The sequence below is a fragment of the Klebsiella sp. GG_Kp175 genome (assembly GCF_040062325.1).
Classification (GTDB): domain Bacteria; phylum Pseudomonadota; class Gammaproteobacteria; order Enterobacterales; family Enterobacteriaceae; genus Klebsiella; species Klebsiella quasipneumoniae.
Window position 1 is genome coordinate 562,702 of record NZ_JBEAFX010000001.1, and the last position, 25,109, is coordinate 587,810.

General features: G+C 56.2%; 17 protein-coding genes. 13 read left to right on the forward strand and 4 right to left on the reverse strand.

The genetic code is table 11. From position 1 onward, the window contains the following. The first annotated feature begins 1 nt into the window (after position 1). The 5 genes from ABLU73_RS02865 (at position 2) to ABLU73_RS02885 (ending at position 6,182) form a co-directional block, all read left to right on the forward strand. Entirely contained in the window at positions 2-445 is a 444-nt protein-coding gene (locus ABLU73_RS02865; RefSeq protein WP_004205560.1) for a flavodoxin, read from the forward strand. 470 nt (positions 446-915) lie between these two features. Continuing rightward, complete coding sequence (locus ABLU73_RS02870; RefSeq protein WP_004205562.1) at positions 916-2,268, forward strand: MFS transporter; 1,353 nt, start codon at positions 916-918, stop codon at positions 2,266-2,268. 2 nt (positions 2,269-2,270) lie between these two features. Then, positions 2,271-3,611 (forward strand): enolase C-terminal domain-like protein, encoded by a 1,341-nt coding sequence (locus tag ABLU73_RS02875; RefSeq protein WP_023319020.1) that lies wholly within the window; start codon positions 2,271-2,273, stop codon positions 3,609-3,611. Positions 3,612-3,629: 18 nt separating this feature from the next. Further along, positions 3,630-4,970: a glucarate dehydratase gene (gene gudD / locus ABLU73_RS02880; RefSeq protein ID WP_264923714.1), complete on the forward strand. Its 1,341-nt coding sequence runs from the start codon at positions 3,630-3,632 to the stop codon at positions 4,968-4,970. A 72-nt stretch (positions 4,971-5,042) separates the two neighbouring features. After that, a complete protein-coding gene (locus ABLU73_RS02885; RefSeq protein WP_004205570.1) occupies positions 5,043-6,182 on the forward strand; it encodes a glycerate kinase in 1,140 nt (379 codons plus the stop codon). 182 nt (positions 6,183-6,364) lie between these two features. On the opposite strand, the gene barA is transcribed toward ABLU73_RS02885, so the two are convergent. Continuing rightward, a complete protein-coding gene (barA, locus tag ABLU73_RS02890) occupies positions 6,365-9,115 on the reverse strand; it encodes a two-component sensor histidine kinase BarA (protein WP_004205572.1) in 2,751 nt (916 codons plus the stop codon). 122 nt (positions 9,116-9,237) lie between these two features. On the opposite strand from barA, the gene rlmD reads away from it, so the two are divergent. The 5 genes from rlmD to eno all read left to right on the forward strand — a co-directional run bounded on the left by rlmD (position 9,238) and on the right by eno (position 17,103). Beyond that, entirely contained in the window at positions 9,238-10,542 is a 1,305-nt protein-coding gene (rlmD, locus tag ABLU73_RS02895; protein WP_264923713.1) for a 23S rRNA (uracil(1939)-C(5))-methyltransferase RlmD, read from the forward strand. A 121-nt stretch (positions 10,543-10,663) separates the two neighbouring features. Continuing rightward, the gene (relA, locus tag ABLU73_RS02900) at positions 10,664-12,901 is read left to right on the forward strand and encodes a GTP diphosphokinase (RefSeq protein ID WP_004205575.1); all 2,238 of its coding nucleotides are present in this window, start codon (positions 10,664-10,666) and stop codon (positions 12,899-12,901) included. Positions 12,902-13,013: 112 nt separating this feature from the next. Next, the gene (gene mazG, locus ABLU73_RS02905) at positions 13,014-13,805 is read left to right on the forward strand and encodes a nucleoside triphosphate pyrophosphohydrolase (protein ID WP_094311392.1); all 792 of its coding nucleotides are present in this window, start codon (positions 13,014-13,016) and stop codon (positions 13,803-13,805) included. Between the two features lie 280 nt (positions 13,806-14,085). Beyond that, positions 14,086-15,723, forward strand: coding sequence for a glutamine hydrolyzing CTP synthase (gene pyrG / locus ABLU73_RS02910; RefSeq protein WP_004205579.1), 1,638 nt, complete (start codon positions 14,086-14,088; stop codon positions 15,721-15,723). A gap of 81 nt (positions 15,724-15,804) precedes the next feature. Further along, the gene (gene eno, locus ABLU73_RS02915; protein ID WP_002915213.1) at positions 15,805-17,103 is read left to right on the forward strand and encodes a phosphopyruvate hydratase; all 1,299 of its coding nucleotides are present in this window, start codon (positions 15,805-15,807) and stop codon (positions 17,101-17,103) included. 63 nt (positions 17,104-17,166) lie between these two features. On the opposite strand, the gene ABLU73_RS02920 is transcribed toward eno, so the two are convergent. Continuing rightward, on the reverse strand, positions 17,167-18,276 hold the full coding sequence (locus tag ABLU73_RS02920) for an SDR family oxidoreductase (RefSeq protein WP_004205581.1): 1,110 nt from the start codon (positions 18,274-18,276) through the stop codon (positions 17,167-17,169). Between the two features lie 477 nt (positions 18,277-18,753). Here ABLU73_RS02920 and queE point away from each other — a divergent pair, with 477 nt between their 5' ends. Further along, a complete protein-coding gene (queE, locus tag ABLU73_RS02925) occupies positions 18,754-19,425 on the forward strand; it encodes a 7-carboxy-7-deazaguanine synthase QueE (protein WP_004205582.1) in 672 nt (223 codons plus the stop codon). Between the two features lie 39 nt (positions 19,426-19,464). Here the strand turns inward: queE and ABLU73_RS02930 are convergent, their stop codons facing one another. Beyond that, positions 19,465-20,943 carry an FGGY-family carbohydrate kinase gene (locus tag ABLU73_RS02930; protein WP_062913560.1) on the reverse strand — a complete coding sequence of 493 codons (1,479 nt, stop codon included), beginning with the start codon at positions 20,941-20,943 and terminating at the stop codon, positions 19,465-19,467. Positions 20,944-20,969: 26 nt separating this feature from the next. Further along, on the reverse strand, positions 20,970-22,268 hold the full coding sequence (locus ABLU73_RS02935) for an MFS transporter (RefSeq protein WP_062913559.1): 1,299 nt from the start codon (positions 22,266-22,268) through the stop codon (positions 20,970-20,972). A gap of 443 nt (positions 22,269-22,711) precedes the next feature. On the opposite strand from ABLU73_RS02935, the gene ABLU73_RS02940 reads away from it, so the two are divergent. Together ABLU73_RS02940 and ABLU73_RS02945 are read left to right on the forward strand one after the other, a co-directional pair. Beyond that, a complete protein-coding gene (locus ABLU73_RS02940; RefSeq protein ID WP_062913558.1) occupies positions 22,712-23,497 on the forward strand; it encodes an SDR family oxidoreductase in 786 nt (261 codons plus the stop codon). A gap of 59 nt (positions 23,498-23,556) precedes the next feature. Continuing rightward, complete coding sequence (locus tag ABLU73_RS02945; RefSeq protein ID WP_061153504.1) at positions 23,557-25,011, forward strand: FAD-binding oxidoreductase; 1,455 nt, start codon at positions 23,557-23,559, stop codon at positions 25,009-25,011. The last annotated feature ends 98 nt before the right edge of the window (positions 25,012-25,109 follow it).

Here is a 25,109-nt window from a genome sequence, read left to right on the forward strand (position 1 = left end):
CATGGCGGAAGTCGGAATTTTTGTCGGCACCATGTACGGCAACTCGCTGCTGGTTGCGGAAGAAGCAGAAGCGATCCTCAGCGGACTGGGACACAAGGCTACCGTGTATGAGGATCCGCAGGTCAACGACTGGGAATCCTATACGGGGAAGTATGTGCTGGTGGTCACCTCCACCACCGGGCAGGGCGATCTGCCGGACAGCATCGTCCCGCTGTATGAGGGCATCAAAGATATGTATCAACCTCACCTGCGTTACGGCATTATCGCGCTGGGCGACAGCACCTACGCCAACTTTTGCGGCGGCGGCCTGAAGTTCGATCAGCTACTGCAGGAGCAGGGCGCGAAGCGCATCGGCGAGATGCTGAAGATTGACGCCAGCGAAGATCCGGAGCCGGAGAGCGTCTCTAATCCATGGGTTGAGCAGTGGGCTACCCTGCTAGAATAAAAGCGCTGCCCTCTCCCTACGCAGAGGGCGCCCTTTCAAGCTGTCGCGGCCAGATACGCGGACAGCAAAAGTGTAGCCCTTTTCGGGCCGCACGCCTTCAGGCAAATGCACAATATCCTTAGCAATGTCATGGGTTAAGCTAGCCAGTTTCACCGCGTCAAGAGAGGTATTTCACACTCCGGCTCTTTTTGCTGCCCTTTTGACCACCCGCGGCGCTGGTTTTTCATTTCCGTGAACTTCCCCCCATTCTTTCAGGCATACGCCATAAACCACCTGCAATAGCGGCGTAAAAGCTGTGTAGATGCACGGTGAGCCGCGGTGTGCCTCTTCATATACTGCTCCAGCCAGTGACAAATGCAGTGCCAGATATAACGACAACTATCAAAACACGACCACGTCATTCTGATTACCCTACAGGTTGTGCTGTTCAGAATGAACGTAGCTAAACGCTATGATTCAGGAGTACAACAATGAGTTCATTAAGTCAGGCGGCGACGGCGGCTGAAAAGCGCACCAATGCCCGCTACTGGATAGTGGTGATGCTGTTTATCGTCACCTCTTTTAACTATGGCGACCGGGCGACGCTGTCGATCGCCGGTTCGGAAATGGCCAAAGATATCGGCCTGGATCCGGTGGGGATGGGGTATGTCTTCTCCGCGTTCTCATGGGCTTATGTCATCGGCCAGATCCCGGGCGGCTGGCTGCTCGACCGTTTCGGTTCGAAGCGCGTCTATTTCTGGTCGATCTTCATCTGGTCGATGTTTACCCTGCTGCAGGGCTTCGTCGACATCTTCAGCGGCTTTGGCATTATCGTCGCGCTGTTTACCCTGCGTTTCCTCGTTGGCCTGGCCGAATCGCCGTCGTTCCCGGGTAACAGCCGTATCGTGGCCGCCTGGTTCCCGGCGCAGGAGCGCGGCACGGCGGTGGCGATCTTCAACTCCGCTCAGTACTTTGCCACCGTTATCTTCGCGCCGATCATGGGCTGGCTGACGCATGAGGTGGGTTGGTCGCACGTCTTCTTCTTTATGGGCGGCCTGGGGATTGTGATTAGCTTTGTCTGGCTGAAAGTGATCCACGATCCGAACAACCATCCGGGAGTAAACAAGAAGGAACTGGAATATATCGCCGAAGGCGGCGCCCTGATCAACATGGATCAAAAGAGCAGCGCGCAGAAGGTGCCGTTCAGCGTCAAAATGGGCCAAATCAAGCAGCTGATCGGATCGCGGATGATGATCGGCATCTATATCGGTCAGTACTGCATTAACGCCCTGACCTATTTCTTTATTACCTGGTTCCCGGTTTACCTGGTGCAGGCGCGCGGCATGTCGATCCTCAAAGCGGGGTTTGTCGCCTCCGTTCCGGCGGTGTGCGGGTTCGTCGGCGGGGTGCTGGGCGGGGTGATCTCTGACTGGTTAATGCGTCGCACCGGCTCTCTGAACATTGCCCGCAAAACGCCGATAGTACTGGGGATGCTGCTCTCCATGACCATGCTGATGTGTAACTATGTCAACGTGGAGTGGATGGTGATTGGCTTTATGGCGATGGCCTTCTTCGGCAAAGGGATCGGCGCGCTTGGCTGGGCGGTGATGGCGGATACCGCGCCGAAAGAGATTAGCGGTCTTTCCGGCGGCCTGTTCAACATGTTCGGCAATATCTCCGGTATCGTCACCCCGATCGCTATCGGCTATATCGTCGGCACCACCGGCTCGTTCAACGGGGCGCTGGTTTACGTCGGCATCCATGCCCTGGTGGCAGTGCTGAGCTACCTGGTGCTGGTGGGCGACATCAAACGTATTGAACTGAAACCTGTAGCGGGACGTTAATCATGACTACCCAATCCAGCCCGATTATCACAGAGATGAAGGTCATTCCGGTGGCCGGACACGACAGCATGCTGCTGAACATCGGTGGGGCGCATAACGCCTGGTTTACCCGCAATATCGTGGTGTTGACCGATAACGCCGGCAACACCGGCGTGGGCGAAGCCCCTGGCGGTGAGGTTATCTACCAGACGCTGCTGGCGGCGATCCCGCAGGTGGTAGGTCAGGAGGTCGCCAGACTGAATCGCGTGGTGCAGCAGGTACACAAAGGCAATCAGGCGGCGGATTTCGACACCTTTGGCAAAGGGGCGTGGACCTTTGAACTGAAAGTCAACGCGGTAGCGGCGCTGGAGGCCGCGCTGCTCGATCTGCTCGGCAAGGTGCTCAATGTGCCGGTCTGCGAGCTGCTGGGGCCGGGCAAGCAGCGTGATGCCGTCACCGTGCTGGGCTACCTGTTCTATATCGGCGATCGGCAGAAAACCGACCTTGGTTATCTGGACCATACGCCGGGCGATCACGAATGGTATCGCCTGCGCCACCAGCAGGCGTTGAGCAGCGAAGCGGTGGTGCGCCTGGCGGAAGCCGCTCAGGATCGCTACGGTTTCAAAGATTTTAAGCTGAAGGGCGGCGTGCTGCCCGGCGAGCAGGAAATTGACACCGCCCGGGCGCTGAAAAAGCGCTTTCCGGACGCGCGCATCACCGTCGATCCTAACGGCGCATGGCTGCTGGATGAGGCGATCGCCCTGTGCAAAGGGCTGCAGGATGTTCTGACCTACGCCGAAGATCCGTGCGGCGCCGAGCAAGGTTTTTCCGGCCGGGAGGTGATGGCCGAGTTCCGCCGCGCCACCGGGCTACCGGTCGCCACCAATATGATCGCCACTAACTGGCGCGAGATGGGTCATGCGGTGATGCTCAACGCCGTCGATATTCCGCTGGCGGACCCGCACTTCTGGACGCTCTCCGGCGCGGTACGAGTGGCGCAGCTGTGCGACGAATGGGGGCTGACCTGGGGCTGCCATTCCAACAACCATTTTGATATTTCCCTGGCGATGTTTACCCACGTCGGCGCCGCGGCGCCGGGTCAGCCCACCGCCATCGACACCCACTGGATCTGGCAGGAAGGCGAGGCGCGCCTGACCAAAAATCCGTTGCAGATTATTAACGGCAAGATTGCCGTGCCAGACGCGCCGGGACTCGGCGTGGAACTTGACTGGGAGCAGGTGCGCAAAGCCCATGAGGCCTATAAAGCGCTGCCGGGCGGCGCACGCAACGACGCGGGCCCGATGCAGTACCTGATCCCCGGCTGGACATTCGACCGCAAACGTCCCGTTTTCGGCCGCCACTAATTACAAAAGGATGATGCTATGACGACTTTCTCTTCCACGCCCGTTGTCACCACCATGCAGGTGATCCCGGTTGCCGGCCATGACAGTATGCTGATGAATCTGAGCGGGGCCCACGCTCCGTACTTCACCCGCAATATCGTGATTATCAAAGATAACGCCGGCCATACCGGCGTCGGTGAAATTCCGGGGGGCGAAAAAATTCGCCAGACTCTGGAGGATGCCATTCCGCTGGTGGTGGGCAAAACGCTGGGCGAGTATAAAAACGTGCTCGGTGCGGTGCGCAATCAGTTCGCCGACCGTGACGCCGGCGGCCGCGGCCTGCAGACCTTTGACCTGCGCACCACCATCCACGTGGTGACCGGAATCGAAGCGGCGCTGCTGGACCTGCTGGGCCAGCACCTTGGGGTCAACGTCGCCTCGCTGCTCGGCGATGGACAACAGCGCAGCGAAGTTGAAATGCTGGGCTACCTGTTCTTTATCGGTAACCGCCACGCCACGCCGCTGGCCTATCAGAGCCAGCCGGATGAACAATGCGAGTGGTATCGCCTGCGCCATGAAGAGGCGATGACGCCGGATGCGGTGGTCCGCCTCGCGGAAGCGGCGTATGAAAAATATGGCTTCAACGACTTTAAGCTGAAGGGCGGCGTGCTGGCCGGTTTTGAAGAGGCCGAAGCGATCGGCGCCCTGGCGAAGCGCTTCCCGAATGCCCGCGTGACCCTCGATCCGAACGGCGCCTGGCTGCTTGAAGAAGCCATTCAGATTGGCAAGCAGCTGAAGGGAGTGCTGGCCTATGCGGAGGATCCGTGCGGCGCTGAGCAGGGCTTCTCCGGCCGCGAAGTGATGGCGGAGTTCCGTCGCGCGACGGGCCTGCCGACCGCCACCAATATGATCGCTACCGACTGGCGGCAGATGGGCCATACGCTCTCCCTGCAGTCGGTGGATATCCCGCTGGCGGACCCGCACTTCTGGACCATGCAGGGATCGGTTCGCGTGGCGCAGATGTGCCATGAGTTTGGCCTGACATGGGGTTCGCACTCTAATAACCACTTCGACGTGTCGCTGGCGATGTTCACCCACGTTGCGGCTGCGGCGCCGGGCAAGATCACCGCTATCGATACCCACTGGATCTGGCAGGAGGGCAATCAGCGTCTGACCAAACAACCGTTTGAAATTAAAGGCGGAATGGTGCAGGTGCCGAGCACGCCGGGTCTGGGGGTTGAGCTGGATATGGACCGCGTAATGCTGGCAAATGAGCTATATAAGAAACATGGTCTTGGCGCCCGCGATGATGCGATGGCGATGCAGTACCTGATCCCGGGCTGGACCTTTGACAACAAGCGTCCATGCATGGTGCGCTAAAAGGCCGCCGGCCTCTGCGGGGGCCGGCATTGCGCGATAGCCACAAGGGTTAGCTCAGAGTAAGGACTGCAGATGAAAATAGTGATCGCACCGGATTCCTGGAAGGAGAGCCTGAGCGCGCTGGAAGTAGCCAGTGCGATAGAGCAAGGCTTTCGCGAGATTTATCCTGACGCGGAATATGTCAGGCTGCCGGTTGCCGACGGCGGGGAAGGGACGGTGGAAGCCATGGTGGCGGCGACCGGCGGGCATCAGGTTCCGCTGACGGTGACCGGGCCGCTGGGGGAGCCGGTAGAGGCATTTTATGGGCTGTCCGGCGATCGCCAGTGCGCCTTTATCGAAATGGCGGCGGCCAGCGGGCTGGAAAGCGTTCCCCCGGCGCAGCGTAACCCGCTGCTGACCACCTCCTGGGGCACCGGGGAGCTCATCCGCCATGCGCTGGACGCTGGTGTGCGGCAGATCATTATTGGCATTGGCGGCAGCGCGACCAATGACGGCGGCGCCGGCATGGCGCAGGCGCTGGGGGCGAAACTGCTGACCGCCGACGGTCAGCAGATCGCGCCAGGGGGCGGTGCGCTGGAGACGCTGGCGCGCATCGATCTTAGCGAGCTGGATCCACGGCTGGCAGATTGTCGGATTGAAGTGGCCTGCGACGTTACCAACCCGTTGACCGGCCCGCAGGGCGCCAGCGCGGTATTCGGCCCGCAAAAAGGGGCGACGGCGCAGATGATTGACCGGCTTGACGGCGGCCTGCGGCACTATGCCCGGATCATCGCCCGTGATTTAGATTGCGACGTGCTGAGCCTGGAAGGCGGCGGCGCGGCGGGCGGGATGGGCGCGGCGCTGTATGCGTTTTGCGGCGCTCAGCTGCGCCCGGGCATTGAGATTGTCACCGATGCGCTGCAGCTGGCGGAGCGGGTGGCGGATGCTGATTTAGTGATCACCGGGGAAGGGCGTATCGACAGTCAGACTATCCACGGTAAGGTGCCGGTGGGGGTGGCCCGGGTGGCGAAGCGATTTAACGTACCGGTGATCGGGATTGCCGGCAGCCTGACCGCCGATGTCGGCGTCGTGCATCAGCACGGGCTGGATGCGGTATTCAGCGTGTTGTACACCATCTGCACTCTGGATGAAGCGCTGGCCAATGCTGCCGCCAATCTGCGGATGACGGCGCGAAACGTCGCCGCGGTTTTGCAGATGGGCGGTAAGCTGTAATTGAGGGATCCCGGCTGGCGCGGCTTCCCGGGAATGTCTCAGTATTTGTAGCCCGGATAAGGTGCGTAGCACCGCGATCCGGGAACCATCCCCGGTGGCGCTTACGCTTACCGGGGCTACCAACCGAATACCGGACCGTAGGGCGTAGCCCGGATGAGGCGCATAGCGCCGCTATCCGGGGTTTACACCCCCATCCGGCACGATTCGCGCGCCACATTGTCCATCTCATCTAACAGCTCAAGCAGCTCCGGCTCCAGATCCTCGGCGGCGGTGCCTGCGCGCAGCTGGCTCTCCAGGGTGTGGCACAGCTTTTTCAGCCGCGGCACGCCGCTGTAGCTGCAGCTGCCATGCAGTTTGTGGATCAGATCCACCAGCCCTTCCGGCTGCTCGCCAACCAGTTGCTCTTCCACTTTGTTACGTACCTCCGGCATAAAAGCGATCAGCATCTGCAGCATCTCCCTCGCCAGATCTGGCTTCATCGCCGCCTGGCGCAGCGCCAGCTGCCAGTCGAGCGTCTGGTTATGGTCGATGACCGGCTCTGTGGGCGGTATCGCCGCCGGGGCGATGCTGTGTACTCCGGGCTGATAGCGCAGCAGCAGGGCGTGCAGTTTCTCTTCTTCGATCGGCTTCGCCAGATAGTCGTTCATGCCGGCGCTCAGGAGCTTCTCGCGCTGGCCCTCCAGGGCGTGTGCGGTGACGGCGATAACCGGCGTTAGCTGGTGATGCGGCAGATGATGGATAAGCTCACAAGCGCGGATGCCGTCCATATCCGGCATCTGAATATCCATCAGGATCAGATCCATCTGCAGTTGCTTGGCCTTGTCCACCGCCTGCTGGCCGCTGTCGCAGAGGATCACCTGCTGCACAAGGTCATCCAGCAGGGCGCCAATGAGCTTCAGGTTTGCCGGGTTGTCGTCGACGGCCATCACGGTCATCGGCAGCTTATGGCTGTCGGCCTGCGTCAACGGCGCGGAGGCTGTCGCATGATTGGTGGCCACCAGCGCTGGCAGTAAACGGGTGGTGGTGAGCGGTTTCAACAGGCAGGCGGCGACGCCATCGCGTTTCAGTGCTTCGGCGCTAACCTGGGCATGACACGGCAGAGCCAGCAGTACGTTGTCTGACATCGCGCAGGCTTTGGCCAATTTTTCCCGGTGCGGTGACAAATCGCGCATTGAGACCGGGATACCGACCAGCAGAATGTCGTACTGGGCTTCCGCTAGCGAGGAGAAGGTGGGGCTGTAGATCACCTCCAGCGGCGTGGCGGCCAGCATCTCCAGCGTGCACTGCGCCGCCGTCGCGTTGGCTTCCACATAGGCCAGACGCTTGCCCGCCAGCCCGTCGGTATTCAGCATATCCGGGATGGCGTTCGGGTTGAGATCGAGGTTGATATGGAACCAGAAGGTGGAGCCGCGGTTCGGCTGACTGTGAAACGAGATATCGCCGCCCATCTCCTTGACCAGACGCTGGGTGATCACCAGCCCGAGCCCGGTGCCGCCGTGGCGGCGTGAAATACTGGCATCGGCCTGACGGAAGGCCTGGAACAGCCGGGACTGATCGCGCTCGGGGATGCCGATGCCGGTATCGTGGATCTGAATTTCGATCTGCACCCGCGAATTACTGATGGCCCGCTGCTCCACCAGCACGTCGATATTACCGTGCTCGGTAAATTTGATGGCGTTGCCCACGAGGTTGGTCACAATCTGCTGCAGACGCAGCGGGTCGCCGATGACGTTATCCGGCACGTTGTTCTTAATGTTCAGCGTCAGCTCCAGCCCCTTATCATGCGCGGAATGCGCCAGCAGGGTGACCACCTCATCAAGCGAGGTGCGCAGCAGGAACGGAATGCTCTCCAGGATGAGTTTCCCCGCCTCCAGCTTGGAAAAGTCGAGCACGTCGTTGATGATCGCCAGCAGATTATTGGCCGAGCGTTCGATGGTGGTCAGGTGGTCGCGCTGCGTGGCGTTGAGATCGGTTTTCAGCGTCAGGCGGGTAAAGCCGATCACCCCATTGAGCGGGGTGCGCAGTTCGTGGGACATATTGGCCAGGAATTCAGACTTAATGCGCGCCGCCTCCTGGGCGCGCTTTTTCGCCAGGTCCAGTTCGACGTTCTGAATCTCCATCTGCTCAAGGGTTTCCCGCAGATCGGAGGTGGCCTGGTCGACGTTGTGCTGCATCTCCTCATGGTACGCCGCCAGCGACATGGCCATCGAGTTGATGCCGTTTTTCAGCATATCCAGCTCGCCGAGCATAAAGCCCTCGACCCGACTGTCCAGCTGCCCACGGCGGATGCGGTCGACGGTATTGACCATATTGCGGATAGGGCCGGTGACGTCGCGCATCAGGCGCCAGCCGAAGATCAGCGCAATGCCGATGCAGAACAGCATCATCACGCTGGAGATGAAAATCTCTTTGTACTGCTGCAGGCGGACCGATTTCAGATCCAGCTCCAGCGCGACGTAGCCCAGCATATTGCCCGGCATTTTGGCATCGGATTCGGGGGATTCATCCGGCGAATAACTTTCCGAGACGATCGGCGTGCGCAGGATCATCATGTCGCCGTCGCGGATGACGCTGAGACGACGGGGAAACGCCTCGCCTTTTGGGATCTGCAGGTCGCTGGGGTTGAGCTGGTAATTGGAGGTGACAAACAGGCGGTTATGCGAATCGTACACCGAGATGGCCCGCACGATCTCCGAGTGGCGACGATGCAGAACGCTGATCAACTGGCCGATGGATTCGCGGTTTTGCAGATTCATGCCATATTCGCTGGAGACCGCCAGCGGCTCAATAATGCTGGTGCCGGCGTCCTCCAGCTGACGTTGCAGGTCGTTATAACGGTGAGCGACAAAGAAAACACTGAGCAACAGCCCTATCAGGACGGTTGGCGCCAGAATCAGAATCATCATGCGAGCACGCAGGCTGTAGTTGGTCATGCGGTTCCATTATGGGAGAATATAGACATCATCGTTCGGTGCGCGTCGGTGCGCGTCGGTGCGCTTCGCGGCGCTGCCGCTCTGAACGAGCTCGTTTTATTTGATTGAGACAACTCTCTACGATGGCGCAATTCTACTCTGCAAAACGGCGTGTGACGACGCGCCAGATCATAACCGTTACAGTCAACGACCTCGATCCCTTTGGCCAGGGCGTGGCCCGCCACCAGGGGAAAGCGCTGTTCGTCGGCGGCGTGCTGCCGCAGGAGCAGGCTGAGGTGGTGCTGGTGGAAGACAAAAAGCAGTACGCCCGCGCTCAGGTAAAACGCCGTCTGACCGACAGCCCGCAGCGCCAGGCGCCGCGCTGCCCCCATTTTGGCGTTTGCGGCGGTTGCCAACAGCAGCATGCCAGCATCACGCTTCAGCAGCAAAGTAAACGCGCCGCGCTGGCGCGCCTGATGAAGCGCGAGGTGGATGAGATCATCGCCGGCGAGCCGTGGGGGTATCGCCGTCGCGCGCGCTTAAGCTTGAATTATCAGCCAAAGACCCAACAATTGCAGATGGGTTTTCGTCAGGCCAGCGACAAAGCGATCGTCGAGGTGGTGCAGTGCCCTGTTTTGGTGCCCCAACTTGAGGCGCTGCTGCCCGCCGTGCGCGAGTGCTTAAGCGCGCTGAGCGCATTACGCCACCTTGGCCACGTCGAGCTGGTGCTGGCGGACAACGGCCCACTAATGGTGCTGCGCCATACCGCTGCGCTGCCGGCCGCTGACAGGGAAAAACTGGAACGTTTTTCGCAAACTCACGGTCTTTCCCTGTACCTCGCGCCGCAAAGCGAGATACTGGAACATATTCACGGCGAAGCGCCATGGTATACCTCAGACGGACTACGCTTAGTGTTCAGTCCGCGGGATTTTATCCAGGTCAACGACGGCGTGAATCAGCAGATGGTGCGTACCGCGCTGGCGTGGCTGGATCTGCAGCCCGAAGACCGGGTGCTGGATCTGTTCTGCGGGATGGGCAATTTTACCCTGTCGCTGGCGACTCGCGCCGCCCACGTGGTCGGGGTGGAAGGGGTGCCGGCGCTGGTGGAGAAGGGGCGGGAAAATGCCGCCCTCAATGGTTTATCCAATGTCACCTTCTTCCATGAAAATCTGGAAGAGGATGTCACCCGCCAGGCCTGGGCGAAGCACGGCTTTGATAAAGTGCTGCTGGACCCAGCCCGCGCCGGCGCGCCGGGCGTGATGCCGCATATTATAAAACTGGCGCCGCGGCGGGTGGTGTATGTTTCCTGCAACCCGGCGACGCTGGCGCGAGACAGCGAAACCCTGTTGCAGGCTGGATATCAGATTCAACGCCTGGCGATGCTGGATATGTTCCCGCATACCGGTCATCTGGAATCAATGGTGTTGTTTGAGCGCAGGCTTACATAAGGTCATTCACAACGTCGCAGAAGAGCCGCCCCGGCCATCAATGCTGACGCGACCTGCAGGATGACATGTAGAAAGTTGAGGCTTGCCGACTTCGGCAGGCCGGTCCCTTAAGGAGAGGACAATGGTTGCGGTAAGAAGTGCACATCTTAATAAAGCTGGTGAATTTGACCCGAAGAAATGGATCGCGAGTCTGGGGATTTCCAGCCAGCAGTCGTGTGAGCGCTTAGCCGAAACCTGGGATTATTGTCGCGAAAAAACGCAAGGACACCCGCTGGCGGACCTGCTGCTGTGGCGGGGCGTCGAAATGGTGGAGATCCTCTCCACCCTAAGTATGGATATCGATACCCTGCGCGCGGCGCTGCTGTTCCCGCTGGCCGACAGCGAAGTCGTCAGCGAAGCGGTTATGCAGGAGAGCGTGGGTAAATCGGTCGTGACCCTGATTCACGGGGTACGGGACATGGCCGCCATCCGTCAGCTGAAAGCTACTCATACCGACTCAGTATCTTCCGAGCAGGTGGATAACATTCGCCGCATGCTGCTGGCGATGGTGGACGATTTCCGCTGCGTGGTTATCAAGCTTGCCGAACGTATCGCGCATCTGCGCGAGGTCAAGGACGCGCCGGAAGATGAGCGCGTGCTGGCGGCGAAAGAGTGCACCAATATCTATGCTCCCCTGGCGAACCGCTTAGGTATCGGCCAGCTGAAGTGGGAGCTGGAAGATTACTGCTTCCGCTACCTGCACCCGGCAGAGTACAAGCGTATTGCCAAACTGCTCCACGAACGCCGTATCGACCGCGAGCATTATATCGACGAGTTCGTCGGCCACCTGCGGGCAGAAATGAAAGCCGAAGGGGTCAAGGCCGAGGTCTATGGTCGGCCGAAGCATATCTACAGCATCTGGCGCAAAATGCAGAAAAAACACCTCGCCTTTGACGAGTTGTTTGACGTTCGCGCGGTGCGCATCGTGGCCGAGCGGTTGCAGGATTGTTATGCCGCGCTGGGGATCGTTCATACTCACTACCGTCATCTGCCGGATGAGTTCGATGATTACGTGGCCAACCCGAAACCCAACGGCTACCAGTCTATCCACACCGTGGTGCTGGGGCCGAGCGGCAAGACGGTGGAGATTCAAATCCGCACCCGGCAGATGCATGAAGACGCCGAGCTGGGCGTGGCCGCGCACTGGAAGTACAAAGAGGGCGCGGGAGCGGGTACCAGCGGCGGTCGCGGCTATGAGGACCGTATCGCCTGGCTGCGCAAGCTGATTGCCTGGCAGGAAGAGATGGCCGACTCCGGCGAAATGCTCGACGAAGTGCGCAGCCAGGTCTTTGACGACCGGGTGTATGTCTTTACGCCGAAAGGCGACGTGGTGGACCTGCCGGCGGGGTCGACGCCGCTCGATTTTGCCTACCATATCCACAGCGACGTCGGTCATCGCTGCATCGGCGCTAAAATCGGCGGCCGCATCGTGCCGTTTACCTATCAGCTGCAGATGGGCGATCAGATCGAAATTATTACCCAGAAGCAGCCGAACCCGAGCCGCGACTGGCTCAACCCTAACCTCGGCTACGTTACCACCAGCCGCGGACGCTCCAAAATTCACGCCTGGTTCCGTAAGCAGGATCGCGACAAAAACATTCTTGCCGGCCGGCAGATCCTTGATGACGAGCTGGAACATCTGGGCATCAGCCTGAAGGATGCGGAAAAGCACCTGCTGCCGCGCTACAATTTCAACGAGCTCGATGAACTGCTGGCGGCCATCGGCGGCGGCGATATCCGTCTCAACCAGATGGTCAACTTCCTGCAGGCGCAGTTCAATAAACCGAGCGCCGCCGAGCAGGATGCGGCAGCGCTGAAGCAGCTGCAGCAGAAAACCTATGCTCCGCAGAACCGCACCAAGGATAATGGCCGGGTGGTGGTGGAAGGGGTTGGCAATCTGATGCACCATATTGCCCGCTGCTGCCAGCCGATCCCGGGCGATGAGATCGTCGGCTTTATCACTCAAGGGCGCGGGATTTCCGTGCATCGCGCCGACTGCGATCAGCTCGCTGAACTGCAGTCGCATGCCCCGGAGCGCATCGTCGATGCGGTATGGGGCGAAAGCTACTCGGCGGGATATTCGCTGGTGGTCAGGGTGGAGGCGAACGATCGCAGCGGGTTACTGCGCGATATCACCACCATCCTCGCCAATGAGAAGGTGAACGTGCTGGGCGTTGCCAGCCGCAGCGATACCCGTCAGCAGCTGGCCACCATCGATATGACCATCGAGATTTACAACCTGCAGGTGCTGGGCCGGGTGCTCGGTAAGCTGAACCAGGTGCCCGATGTGATCGACGCGCGTCGTCTGCACGGCGGTTAATTCGTCTCCAGGCCGGATAAGGCGAAGCCGCCATCCGGCAATTTCGCAACGTCGGATAAGGTCGAAAGGCCTTATCCAGCCGACTTTTTTTTTGAATTTCCAGGATTGTCACATGACTCAAATTGACCGCTTGCTCGGCATCATGCGCCGCCTGCGCGACCCGGAAAACGGCTGCCCGTGGGATAAAGAGCAGACCTTTGCCACCATCGCTCCCTATACCCTCGAAGAAACCTATGAAGTGCTGGACGCTATTTCGCGAGAGGATTTTGACGACCTGCGCGGTGAGCTGGGCGATCTGCTGTTCCAGGTGGTGTTCTATGCGCAGATGGCGCAGGAAGAGGGACGTTTTAACTTTGACGATATCTGCGCCGCCATCAGCGACAAGCTGGAGCGCCGCCATCCCCATATCTTCGCTGATGCCACCGCGGGAAACAGCAGCGAAGTCCTGGCCCGCTGGGAGCAGATCAAAAGCGCGGAGCGGGCGGAAAAAGCCCAGAACTCGGCGCTGGACGACATTCCGCATAGCCTGCCGGCGTTGATGCGCGCGCATAAAATCCAGCGTCGCTGCTCGGCGGTCGGTTTTGACTGGACCTCGCTGGGCCCGGTGCTCGACAAAGTGCATGAAGAAATTGATGAAGTGATGCATGAAGCGCAGCAGGCGGTGGTGGATGAAGCGAAACTGGAAGAGGAAGTGGGCGATCTGCTGTTCGCCACGGTGAATTTATCCCGCCATTTAGGGGTCAAAGCCGAGGTGGCGCTGCAAAAAGCGAACCGCAAATTCGAGCGGCGCTTTCGCGAAGTCGAGCGCATTGTCGCCGCCCGCGGCCTGGAAATGACCGGCGTCGACCTCGATACCATGGAAGAAGTATGGCAACAGGTAAAACGCCAGGAAACTGATCTCTAACGAGTTTTCGTGATCAAGCGCGATTTGTGTGATTTTATAAATAACAAGCGCTTGATTTACGTCAAAAACATTTCGCCAAAAGCGTCTATTTTCTCTTTCCGTTATGTCGTTGAAACACCATGTAGCCTGCCTCTTCGAGTTGTTCGGGTCGCAACACAGGTGCAACTTGAAGAACGAAGGGGAGGGGAAGAATGAAAGTTTGTGGCGTCACGCATGTTCGGGTATACTACTTTCCCGTCCTGGTTATTCCATCGTTTTACCCTAACTTCTCAGGTTCAGCATGACAACGAACTATATTTTTGTGACCGGCGGGGTCGTATCCTCTCTGGGTAAAGGCATTGCCGCAGCCTCCCTGGCAGCCATTCTTGAAGCCCGTGGTCTCAACGTGACCATCATGAAACTGGATCCGTATATCAACGTCGATCCGGGCACCATGAGCCCAATCCAGCATGGGGAAGTGTTCGTTACTGAAGACGGCGCAGAAACCGATCTGGACCTGGGCCACTACGAGCGTTTCATCCGCACCAAGATGACTCGTCGCAACAACTTCACCACCGGTCGAATCTACTCCGACGTGCTGCGTAAAGAGCGCCGTGGCGACTATCTGGGCGCAACCGTACAGGTTATTCCGCACATCACCAACGCCATTAAAGAGCGCGTACTGGCTGGCGGCGAAGGCCATGACGTGGTGCTGGTGGAAATCGGCGGTACCGTAGGCGATATCGAATCCCTGCCGTTCCTCGAAGCTATTCGTCAGATGGCGGTAGAGATCGGCCGCGAGCATACCCTGTTTATGCACCTGACTTTAGTGCCGTACATGGCCGCCGCCGGTGAAGTCAAAACCAAACCGACTCAGCACTCCGTGAAAGAGCTGCTCTCCATCGGTATTCAGCCTGACATCCTGATTTGCCGCTCCGATCGCGCGGTTCCGGCCAACGAACGGGCGAAAATTGCTTTGTTCTGTAACGTTCCGGAAAAGGCTGTTATTTCTCTGAAAGACGTCGATTCCATTTATAAAATTCCAGGCCTGTTGAAATCTCAGGGGCTGGACGATTATATTTGTAAACGATTCAGCTTAACTTGTCCGGAAGCAAACCTGGCCGAATGGGAACAGGTAATCTATGAAGAAGCCAATCCGGCAGGCGAAGTCACCATCGGCATGGTCGGTAAGTACATTGAACTGCCGGACGCCTACAAGTCGGTGATTGAAGCGCTGAAACACGGTGGTCTGAAAAACCGCGTTACCGTCAACATCAAGCTGATCGATTCGCAGGATGTGGAAACGCGCGGCGTCGAAATCCTCAAGGATTTAGATGCTATCCTTATCCCGGGCGGCTTCGGCTACCGCGGTGTGGAAGGTAAGATCGCCACCGCGCGCTATGCGCGTGAGAACAATATTCCTTATCTGGGCATTTGCCTGGGTATGCAGGTTGCGCTGATTGAATTCGCGCGCAACGTAGCGGGTATGGAAAACGCCAACTCGACGGAATTTGTGCCAGACTGTAAATACCCGGTTGTGGCCCTGATTACCGAATGGCGTGACGAAGATGGCAACGTTGAAGTCCGCTCTGAGAAGAGCGATCTGGGCGGCACCATGCGCCTGGGCGCGCAGCAGTGCCAGCTGGATGAGGATTCTCTGGTACGCCAGCTGTACGGCGAGCCGACCATCACCGAGCGCCATCGTCACCGCTACGAAGTCAACAACATGTTGTTGAAACCGATTGAAGCTGCCGGTCTGCGCGTTGCGGGCCGTTCCGGGGATGATCAGTTGGTCGAGATCATCGAAGTGCCGAACCATCCGTGGTTTGTGGCCTGCCAGTTCCACCCGGAGTTTACTTCGACGCCGCGTGATGGACACCCGCTGTTTGCCGGCTTTGTGAAAGCCGCCAGCGAGTACCAGAAACGCCAGGCGAAGTAAAAAGAGTTAGAACGGCAATGCACCCATCCGGGTGCATTGTTTGTCTGGAGTTTTAGTTTAACTTGTACTGAGGAAAACCTAATGTCCAAAATCGTTAAAGTCATCGGTCGTGAAATCATCGACTCCCGTGGTAACCCGACTGTTGAAGCCGAAGTACACCTGGAAGGTGGTTTCGTCGGTATGGCAGCTGCTCCGTCAGGTGCTTCTACTGGTTCCCGCGAAGCGCTGGAACTGCGCGATGGCGACAAATCCCGTTTCCTGGGTAAAGGCGTAACCAAAGCTGTTGCTGCGGTAAACGGCCCGATCGCTCAGGCAATCCTGGGCAAAGATGCCAAAGATCAGGCTGGCATCGACAAGATCATGATCGACCTGGACGGTACTGAAAACAAATCTAACTTCGGTGCGAACGCAATCCTGGCCGTTTCTCTGGCGAACGCCAAAGCAGCTGCTGCCTCCAAAGGCCTGCCGCTGTACGCGCACATCGCTGAACTGAACGGCACTCCGGGCAAATACTCCATGCCGGTTCCGATGATGAACATCATCAACGGCGGTGAGCACGCTGACAACAACGTCGACATCCAGGAATTCATGATTCAGCCGGTTGGCGCGCCGACCCTGAAAGAAGCAGTACGCATGGGTTCTGAAGTGTTCCATCACCTGGCGAAAGTGCTGAAGTCCAAAGGCATGAACACTGCCGTTGGTGACGAAGGCGGCTACGCGCCGAACCTGGGTTCCAACGCCGAAGCGCTGGCTGTTATCGCTGAAGCGGTTAAAGCAGCAGGCTACGAGCTGGGCAAAGACATCACCCTGGCGATGGACTGCGCAGCGTCTGAATTCTACAAAGACGGTAAATACGTTCTGGCCGGCGAAGGCAACAAAGCGTTCACCTCTGAAGAGTTCACTCACTTCCTGGAAGAGCTGACCAAACAGTACCCGATCGTCTCCATCGAAGATGGCCTGGACGAATCTGACTGGGAAGGTTTCGCTTACCAGACCAAAGTACTGGGCGACAAAATCCAGCTGGTTGGTGACGACCTGTTCGTAACCAACACCAAGATCCTGAAAGAAGGCATCGAAAAAGGCATCGCTAACTCCATCCTGATCAAATTCAACCAGATCGGTTCTCTGACCGAAACTCTGGCTGCTATCAAGATGGCGAAAGACGCTGGCTACACCGCTGTCATCTCTCACCGTTCTGGCGAAACTGAAGACGCGACCATCGCCGACCTGGCTGTGGGTACCGCTGCAGGCCAGATCAAAACCGGTTCTATGAGCCGTTCTGACCGCGTTGCTAAATACAACCAGCTGATTCGTATCGAAGAAGCGCTGGGTGAGCAAGCGCCGTTCAATGGTCGTAAAGAGATCAAAGGCCAGGCTTAATCCTGTCCTGATGAAATAACCATGCCAGCCTTCGGGCTGGCATTTTTTTTATACCTGCGGCCATTATTTAAAGTCGACGGCCATTTGCTGAGGGATCGACAGCCCGCGGGTGGTTTCCACGCAGCGGTCGATGTAATCGGTAAAGCGCGGCGGTTTTGGCATCCCCATGCTCAGCAGCTTGTCGTTGCTAAAGCGCACGTTCAGCGTGGCGAACGCGCCATATAAGCGCATCGCTTTCAGCATCAGTCGCTCATTGCACGGCCCAAAAATTCCTTTCAGTTCGCGACGCATTTTGACCAGCGTTTCATAACTCACCTGGGCGTACTTATCTCCCACCGGCGCCTGCTCCAGCGCCAGGGCCATCGCCCGGTCGATGTCGGCAAACTTCACGCTGTTCTCCTCACCGGCAGAGATATGCACTACCTCGCCATGGGCCAGCGGCTGGTTAAGCAGCATCAGCAGGGCGTCGGCGCAGTAGTCCACCGGGATAACATCGATCCGGTCCTCCATCGCGCACATAAATTTCTGCAGCATCAGCCCCATGCTGAACACCCAGAAAATACTGCTGGAAGGCCGGCAGCCGTGATGAGTATGGCCCACCACAATAGAAGGGCGGGCAATGACCAGCGGTAGCGTAGGGCAGTGCTGCTGCATCAGTTGCTCGATGGCCGATTTCGAGTGGGTATATTCCACCAGATGCTCGGCGCGCTGCCGAAATTCCGCGCTCTCGGCGACCAGCGAATCCGGCTCCGGTGAGCAGGACATTGCGGTGCCGACGTGGAGAAAACGCTGCAGACCCGCCACCTGCGCCATCCGTTGCGCCAGACGCAGCGTACCCGTAACGTTAACCTTCCAGATGAGCGGGTTGCTGCCAAACGAGGCGACAGCGGCGCAGTTGAGAACATGGGTGACTTGCTCAAGCCGCGGATCGTTAAGAAAATGCTCCGGAGAGGCGAGATCGCCCAGCAGGATCTGCTGCGGTCGCAGCATCGCCAGTTTCTCCTCGGCGATGTTGAACTTACGCATGTTTTCCTTGACCCGTTCCAGGCCTGCCTCGGGGCTGTTGGCACGCACCAGTAGCAGCAGATCTAATTGGCTATCCTGATGGAGTATTTTCTCTAACGCCGCGCCGCCCAGAAAACCGGTGACGCCGGTAATGAATAATGTGGTCATAAACGCTATCTCATTATGGTTGGTCTGCGGGATTCTAGGAGGGCCAAAGTAAACGACGATTAAATAAAAAATGGCGGGCAGCAGGACTTTATTAAGAGGGGCTTAAGCTTATTTTCGGCGGCGGATTGGATTCGACTCTCAGACCAGGTAAATAATTCACTCTTTCATGTATCAATTTGTACATGCATGTATTTAAACATGTTTTTATTTTTCCGCTGACGTTTTTTATGTTCTGGTATATAACACGAAAAACATCTTCTGTTACATCTTTCTTCGCTGCAGTACGCTCCGCTGTTTATTTAAATCCTTACCACACTAATGAAATAAACGAAAACAGATGCATACTTTTAATTAACAATGAATAACGTCCGGGGTGAGAAAGCGACCCCGTGAGGGAAAAACGATCGCAGCGCAGGACAAGACCTGGACAGTGAAATCTGCGATAATAAGCGTTTATCACCCTAAACAGAGATGACTATGCAGTACCCGATTAACGAGATGTTCCAGACCCTGCAAGGCGAGGGTTACTTCACCGGCGTGCCTGCCATTTTTATTCGTCTGCAGGGATGCCCGGTAGGATGCGCGTGGTGTGACACCAAGCATACCTGGGACAAACTGGCCGATCGGGAAGTGTCGTTGTTCAGCATCCTGGCGAAAACCAAAGAGAGCGATAAGTGGGGGCCGGCAAGCAGTGAAGATCTGCTGGCGATTATCGGTCGTCAGGGGTGGACTGCCCGCCACGTGGTCATTACCGGCGGTGAGCCCTGCATTCACGACTTAACGCCGTTAACCTCGCTTCTGGAACAAAACGGCTTTAGCTGTCAGATTGAAACCAGCGGCACCCATGAAGTGCTTTGCAGCCACAACACCTGGGTGACGGTTTCCCCGAAGGTCAACATGCGCGGCGGGTATGACGTGCTGTCTCAGGCCCTGCAGCGGGCGGATGAGATCAAGCATCCGGTAGGGCGCGTCCGCGACATCGAAGCGCTGGACGAACTGCTGGAAACGCTGAGCGATGACAAACCGCGGATCATCGCCCTGCAGCCGATCAGTCAGAAAGAAGACGCGACGCGCTTGTGTATCGACACCTGCATCGCCCGTAACTGGCGCCTGTCCATGCAGACGCATAAATATCTGAATATCGCTTAAATATTTCGCCGGGTGGGCCATCGCCACCCGGCGTACCGGCTATGCGTTAGACCAGCTTTGAATGGTGTCAACGTTCTGCAGATCGCCGTGGATGACCTGATACGACTTCTTCAAAATGACATCGGTATACTGGGTTAACTCTCTGAAAATCCCTTTATTTAGCGCCTCATAGCGTCTGGCGTTTCGTTCAACCGGCATAAATACATCTTTCACCCTGACCATATTGTCGATGGCTGCTTCATAGGAAGGATACAGACCCAACCCCACTGCCGTGTTGATTGCGGCGCCAAGGCTTGCGCAGCCGTTAATAGCGTTGCGTCGGGCCGGAAGGTTGAATACATCGGCAAAGATTTGCATAAACAGGTCGCTGTTCGATCCCCCGCCGGTGATGATGATATGTTTAGCGAAGTGGTTCATTTCATTGCACATATTGTCGTAGTTATTCTTCAACGTCAGCGCAACGCTCTCCAGTATAGAGCGGTAAATCCAGGCATAGTCCATGCTGGAGTCAAAGCCGATCATAATACCGCGTTTGTAGGGTTCCCACGGGTTGGTCAGCCAGTCCAGTACGGTCATCAGGCCGTTACAGCCAGGAGGCACCGCTGAGGCCTTTTGATTGAGCAGATCTTCCGCTGAGAGTCCCTGTGCTTTGGCATCCTGAATCAAGGAGTCGCCCAACATGTCCCGCAGCCAGCTGACGGTCCACATCCCTTTACGAATACCGTACCCTTCATACAACAACGTTTCCGGAATGGAAGACATAATTGGCCAGTACGCAACCGGATCCTTCGGCAGTTGCTTTCCGTTCATCATTAGCGCGATATAGGTGCCTAACGAAATAACCGCCGTTTCATCATCCAGAAGCCCTGCGCCAAGTGCTTCGACCGGCTTATCGCTGGTGGTACAGACAACGGGCAACCCAGCCGGGAAGCCGGTGGCGAGAGCCGCCTGTGCGGTAAGATGGCCTAAGATTGTCCCCGGCATCTGCACATCAAAGAGCATGTGACGCGGGATATTAAACTTCTTCATCACCGCGTCATCATCGCTCCATGACCAAGATTTATAATCAACGGGCCACTGACCAAAGTAGTTGGCGATATTGTCTTTAAACTCGCCGGTTAAGCGGTGCGACAAATAGCCTGAAAATGACGTGACCCAGGCCACTTCTGGATTAGTGTGTTCGTAAGGCCGGGTAACGCGGGCGTCCTGCCAACTGATTAGCGGTTCTGCAGGCGTGCCGTCTGCTTTAAGCAACGCGCGACAGCAGCGGATAGAGCCGAGTCCGACACCGACAATGTCTTCTCTGCGGCCTGTAAACTGACTCATAAGATCTTTTGCGGCGTAACAGAGGGAAGTCCACAAATCGTCGTCAGGATGTTCAGCCGTGTTGGCGTCCGGGGTATGCATCGGCTGCAGCAGACCTTTGCCCTCGCAAACCACGTTTCCCTGCAGATCGTACATCACGACTTTGGTACTCTGGCTTCCACCGTCGATTCCAATGATGTATTTCTTGAGCATTGTTATTCTCCTTTAAATTTGCATCATCACTCGCCAGTGGTTTCAGCGGCCAGCGAGGTCTTGTTTTCTGGTGTGGCATCGGCGCCGCGGATTTTCCTGAATAGCAGGAAGGTAAAGAGGATCACCATGCACAGCGCGGCTAAGCCCATCAGCCACATATTGCGGTAGGCTTCTTCGGCAGGGAGGGTGTCCTGCCAGTGGCCAACAATCGGATAGACAAAAACGTCTGGCAGGAAGCCAATCACTGAGCAGATACCGACGGTCGTTCCCATGATGTAGCTGGGGGTTCTTGCTTCACCGGGACACGCCCAGTAAAGCCCGCGAGAGGCGTAGCAGGTGAATCCCAGCAGCAGAATCAGGCCGATCCCCATGGCAACGGACTGCGGATGAGAATTGGTCGCCAGCAGCGCGATAAGCGCCAGTACCCCAACGATCGACAGCAACTGAATGACGCGGGTCGGTGATTTTACCTTGCTATAAGTCGTGATAATGCCGCCCAGCGGGCCGCAGATGGCACGGAAAATTTTGTTAATGACAATTCCCATATAGCTCGCGGCCACCAGCGACATACCGTACATTTCCGTCAGATAGTTGGTGGAGTAGCTGAGAATGGCGTAGATAGTGAAGACGCCAAAAATCACCATGCTGCAGTACCAGGTGGTGCTGATGCGCAGGACAGCCAGAATGTCGCTTAACTGGAACGCTTTTTTTTCTTCTTTCGCAGTATTGCTATGCTGAGGGGCATCGCTGACGAAGAACCAGCACAATATACCCAACAGGATATAAACCACGCTGTAGATAATGATTACCGCTTTCAGGCTGTTACTGTCATCGGGGGCGAAGCGGGAGAATGCCCACATGGTAAATACCGCCAGCGACATGACGCCTACGCCGCGCAGCCCCTCCATCCAGCCCATAATTTTTCCCTGCTCGCTGTGGTCGCCAAGTAAAGATGCGGCTTTAATTGATACCGACCACAGCATCAGAATCGTGGTGATAGCGAAGGCGACCTGAATGCATAGCATGACCCACAGAGGCGGATAGGTTGCCATTAAGAAACCGAGAAGACCGGTAATAATCATTGCTGAAGTAATCATTTTTCGATGGGAAAATTTATCAGCAATAACTCCGCTGGGAGCGTAAAGAATAATGGCAGCAATACCAAAAGTGCTCATGATTAAGCCAATTTCGGTATTGCTGAATCCCATAAATTTAGCCATGGGGATCTGAAAGATGTATCGCAAATAGGCAAGGTCAAAGCTGACACCACCGCTAAAGCTAATAATGGCAAGGGTTATCCAACGGCGATATGAAGTCTGTTGCATATCGTAATCTCATTTTAATATACCCTTCATACTTCAAGTTGCTGATGCGTTGGCTGCGTTCACTCACCCGAATCACTTACTACAGTAAGCTCATCGGGATTCGTTAACTTGCTGCCTTCCTGCAACTCGAATTATTTTTGGTATAGGCGAAAAAAAGAGAAAAGTAAACCGCCTTTTTCAGGTGGATTACTTTTCTCTGGTCTCTAGTAATTGTGCTTAGGAATAGCATGTCAGCCTGAAGTTTAGTGTGAGAGTAATCACGCTTCACAATTTTAACCGTATTTCTAAAGCGAAATAATCATCTGTGATTGTGATCACATTAGAGGCGCAAGCGCTATGCTAAAAATTACTTCAGTTACCAGAGATAATGAGAAAGGTGACTTCCCTCTCGCAGGGGAAGTTGCCTTTCTTTTTTTTTGCCTAAAGGAATTTGGAGCCAAACTATGTCGATCGAATCTCTTGATGCGTTCTCAATGAATTTCTTCTCATTGCAAGGTAAAACGGCGATTGTCACCGGGGGCAATAGCGGCCTGGGGCAGGCCTTTGCTATGGCTCTGGCGAAAGCAGGCGCCAACTTATTTATCCCAAGCTTTGTTCAGGACAACGGCGAAACCAGGAAAATCATTGAAAAGCAGGGTGTTGAGGTTGAATTCATGCAGGTGGATATCACTGAGAAAGGGGTACCTGGAAAGATTATCGCTGCCTGCTGCGAGCGTTTTGGTACGGTGGATATTCTGGTCAATAACGCCGGGATTTGTAAACTAAATAAGGTCTTGGACTTCGGCCGCGCGGATTGGGATCCGATGATTGATGTTAACCTGACGGCAGCTTTCGAACTGAGTTATGAAGCGGCTAAAATCATGATTCCGCAAAATAGCGGAAAAATCATTAACATTTGCTCCTTATTCTCTTATCTTGGCGGCCAATGGTCTCCCGCTTATTCTGCAACAAAACATGCGCTTGCCGGTTTCACCAAGGCTTATTGTGATGAACTCGGTCAATATAATATTCAGGTTAACGGTATTGCTCCTGGTTATTATGCGACGGATATTACATTAGCTACCCGGAGTAATCCAGAAACTAATCAGCGGGTACTGGACCATATTCCGGCAAATCGATGGGGTAATACTCAGGACCTGATGGGCGCTGCTGTATTCCTGGCCAGTCAGGCATCAAATTATGTTAACGGTCATCTGTTGGTCGTTGATGGTGGTTATCTGGTTCGTTAATTTGTAATCGGTGGTTTCTGTTTTTATTATTCCGAATTAATTATCAGGAAGGAATGACTATGTCTTTATCCCGAGAAGCAATTGTTGATCAATTAAAAGAAATTGTTGGCTCCGATCGCGTTATTACTGATGAGGCTGTTTTAAAACGAAATAGTATCGACCGTTTTCGTAAATATGCTGACATTCATGGCGTCTTTACTCTGCCGCTGCCTGCCGCGGTCGTTAAGCTAGGTTCAACCGAACAGGTTTCTAATGTGTTGGCGTTTATGAACCAGCATAAGATCAATGGAGTCCCTCGCACTGGCGCATCGGCAACGGAAGGTGGTCTGGAAACCGTGGTTGAGAATTCCGTAGTGCTGGACGGCGCCGGGATGAACCACATCCTGAATATCGATATTGAAAACATGCAGGCGACCGCGCAGTGCGGTGTACCGCTAGAGGTGTTGGAGAATGCACTGCGGGCTAAAGGCTACACCACCGGGCATTCGCCGCAGTCGAAACCGCTGGCGCAGATGGGGGGCCTGGTGGCGACCCGCAGCATTGGTCAATTTTCCACGCTTTACGGCGCAATTGAAGATATGGTTGTCGGTCTCGAGGCTGTGCTGGCGGATGGTACCGTTACTCGTATCAAAAACGTCCCGCGCCGCGCCGCCGGGCCGGATATACGCCACATCGTCATCGGTAACGAGGGCGCCCTGTGTTATATCACTGAAGTGACGGTGAAAATCTTCAAGTTCACGCCGGAAAATAACCTTTTCTACGGCTATATTCTCGACGATATGAAAGTCGGATTTAATATCCTCCGGGAAGTCATGGTGGAAGGGTATCGCCCGTCAATTGCCCGTCTGTATGATGCAGAAGATGGCACCCAGCACTTTACCCATTTTGCCGATGGCAAGTGCGTACTGATCTTTATGGCGGAGGGCAATCCGCTGATCGCCAAAGCGACCGGGCAGGGGATTGCGGAAATCGTTGCACGTTACCCGCAGTGCCAGCGTGTGGACAGCAAGCTGATTGAAAACTGGTTTAATCACCTGAACTGGGGCCCGGAAAAAGTGGCTGCCGAGCGCGTGCAGATCCTGAAAACCAGCAATATGGGCTTTACTACGGAGGTTTCGGGCTGCTGGAGTTGTATCCACGAGATCTATGAAAGCGTTATCCATCGGATTCGCACGGAATTCCCGCACGCGGACGATATCACCATGCTGGGCGGTCACTCTTCTCATAGCTATATCAACGGTACCAACATGTACTTTGTGTATGACTACAACGTGGTGGGCTGCAAGCCGGAAGAGGAAATTGATAAGTATCACAATCCGCTGAACAAGATCATCTGCGAAGAGACGATTCGCCTCGGCGGCTCCATGGTGCATCACCACGGGATTGGTAAACATCGCGTTCACTGGAGCAAGCTGGAGCACGGTAGCGCATGGCCGCTGCTGGAAGGCCTCAAAAAACAGTTTGATCCAAACGGTATCATGAATACCGGAACTATCTATCCAATTGAAAAATAATAGTATCTGCCATGCTTCGGGTTACGCGGGCACTTCGCGTAGCCCGAACCACAGTACGGTTTCTCAACCGGGAAGCCGTTTTACCGGACCATGAAGGG

Coding starts and splice junctions, on each gene's coding strand:
- ABLU73_RS02865 (WP_004205560.1), top strand. CDS start 2: ATGGCGGAAGTCGGAATTTTTGTCGGCACCATGTACGGCAACTCGCTG.
- ABLU73_RS02870 (WP_004205562.1), top strand. CDS start 916: ATGAGTTCATTAAGTCAGGCGGCGACGGCGGCTGAAAAGCGCACCAAT.
- ABLU73_RS02875 (WP_023319020.1), top strand. CDS start 2,271: ATGACTACCCAATCCAGCCCGATTATCACAGAGATGAAGGTCATTCCG.
- gudD (WP_264923714.1), top strand. CDS start 3,630: ATGACGACTTTCTCTTCCACGCCCGTTGTCACCACCATGCAGGTGATC.
- ABLU73_RS02885 (WP_004205570.1), top strand. CDS start 5,043: ATGAAAATAGTGATCGCACCGGATTCCTGGAAGGAGAGCCTGAGCGCG.
- barA (WP_004205572.1), bottom strand. CDS start 9,115: ATGACCAACTACAGCCTGCGTGCTCGCATGATGATTCTGATTCTGGCG.
- rlmD (WP_264923713.1), top strand. CDS start 9,238: ATGGCGCAATTCTACTCTGCAAAACGGCGTGTGACGACGCGCCAGATC.
- relA (WP_004205575.1), top strand. CDS start 10,664: ATGGTTGCGGTAAGAAGTGCACATCTTAATAAAGCTGGTGAATTTGAC.
- mazG (WP_094311392.1), top strand. CDS start 13,014: ATGACTCAAATTGACCGCTTGCTCGGCATCATGCGCCGCCTGCGCGAC.
- pyrG (WP_004205579.1), top strand. CDS start 14,086: ATGACAACGAACTATATTTTTGTGACCGGCGGGGTCGTATCCTCTCTG.
- eno (WP_002915213.1), top strand. CDS start 15,805: ATGTCCAAAATCGTTAAAGTCATCGGTCGTGAAATCATCGACTCCCGT.
- ABLU73_RS02920 (WP_004205581.1), bottom strand. CDS start 18,276: ATGACCACATTATTCATTACCGGCGTCACCGGTTTTCTGGGCGGCGCG.
- queE (WP_004205582.1), top strand. CDS start 18,754: ATGCAGTACCCGATTAACGAGATGTTCCAGACCCTGCAAGGCGAGGGT.
- ABLU73_RS02930 (WP_062913560.1), bottom strand. CDS start 20,943: ATGCTCAAGAAATACATCATTGGAATCGACGGTGGAAGCCAGAGTACC.
- ABLU73_RS02935 (WP_062913559.1), bottom strand. CDS start 22,268: ATGCAACAGACTTCATATCGCCGTTGGATAACCCTTGCCATTATTAGC.
- ABLU73_RS02940 (WP_062913558.1), top strand. CDS start 22,712: ATGTCGATCGAATCTCTTGATGCGTTCTCAATGAATTTCTTCTCATTG.
- ABLU73_RS02945 (WP_061153504.1), top strand. CDS start 23,557: ATGTCTTTATCCCGAGAAGCAATTGTTGATCAATTAAAAGAAATTGTT.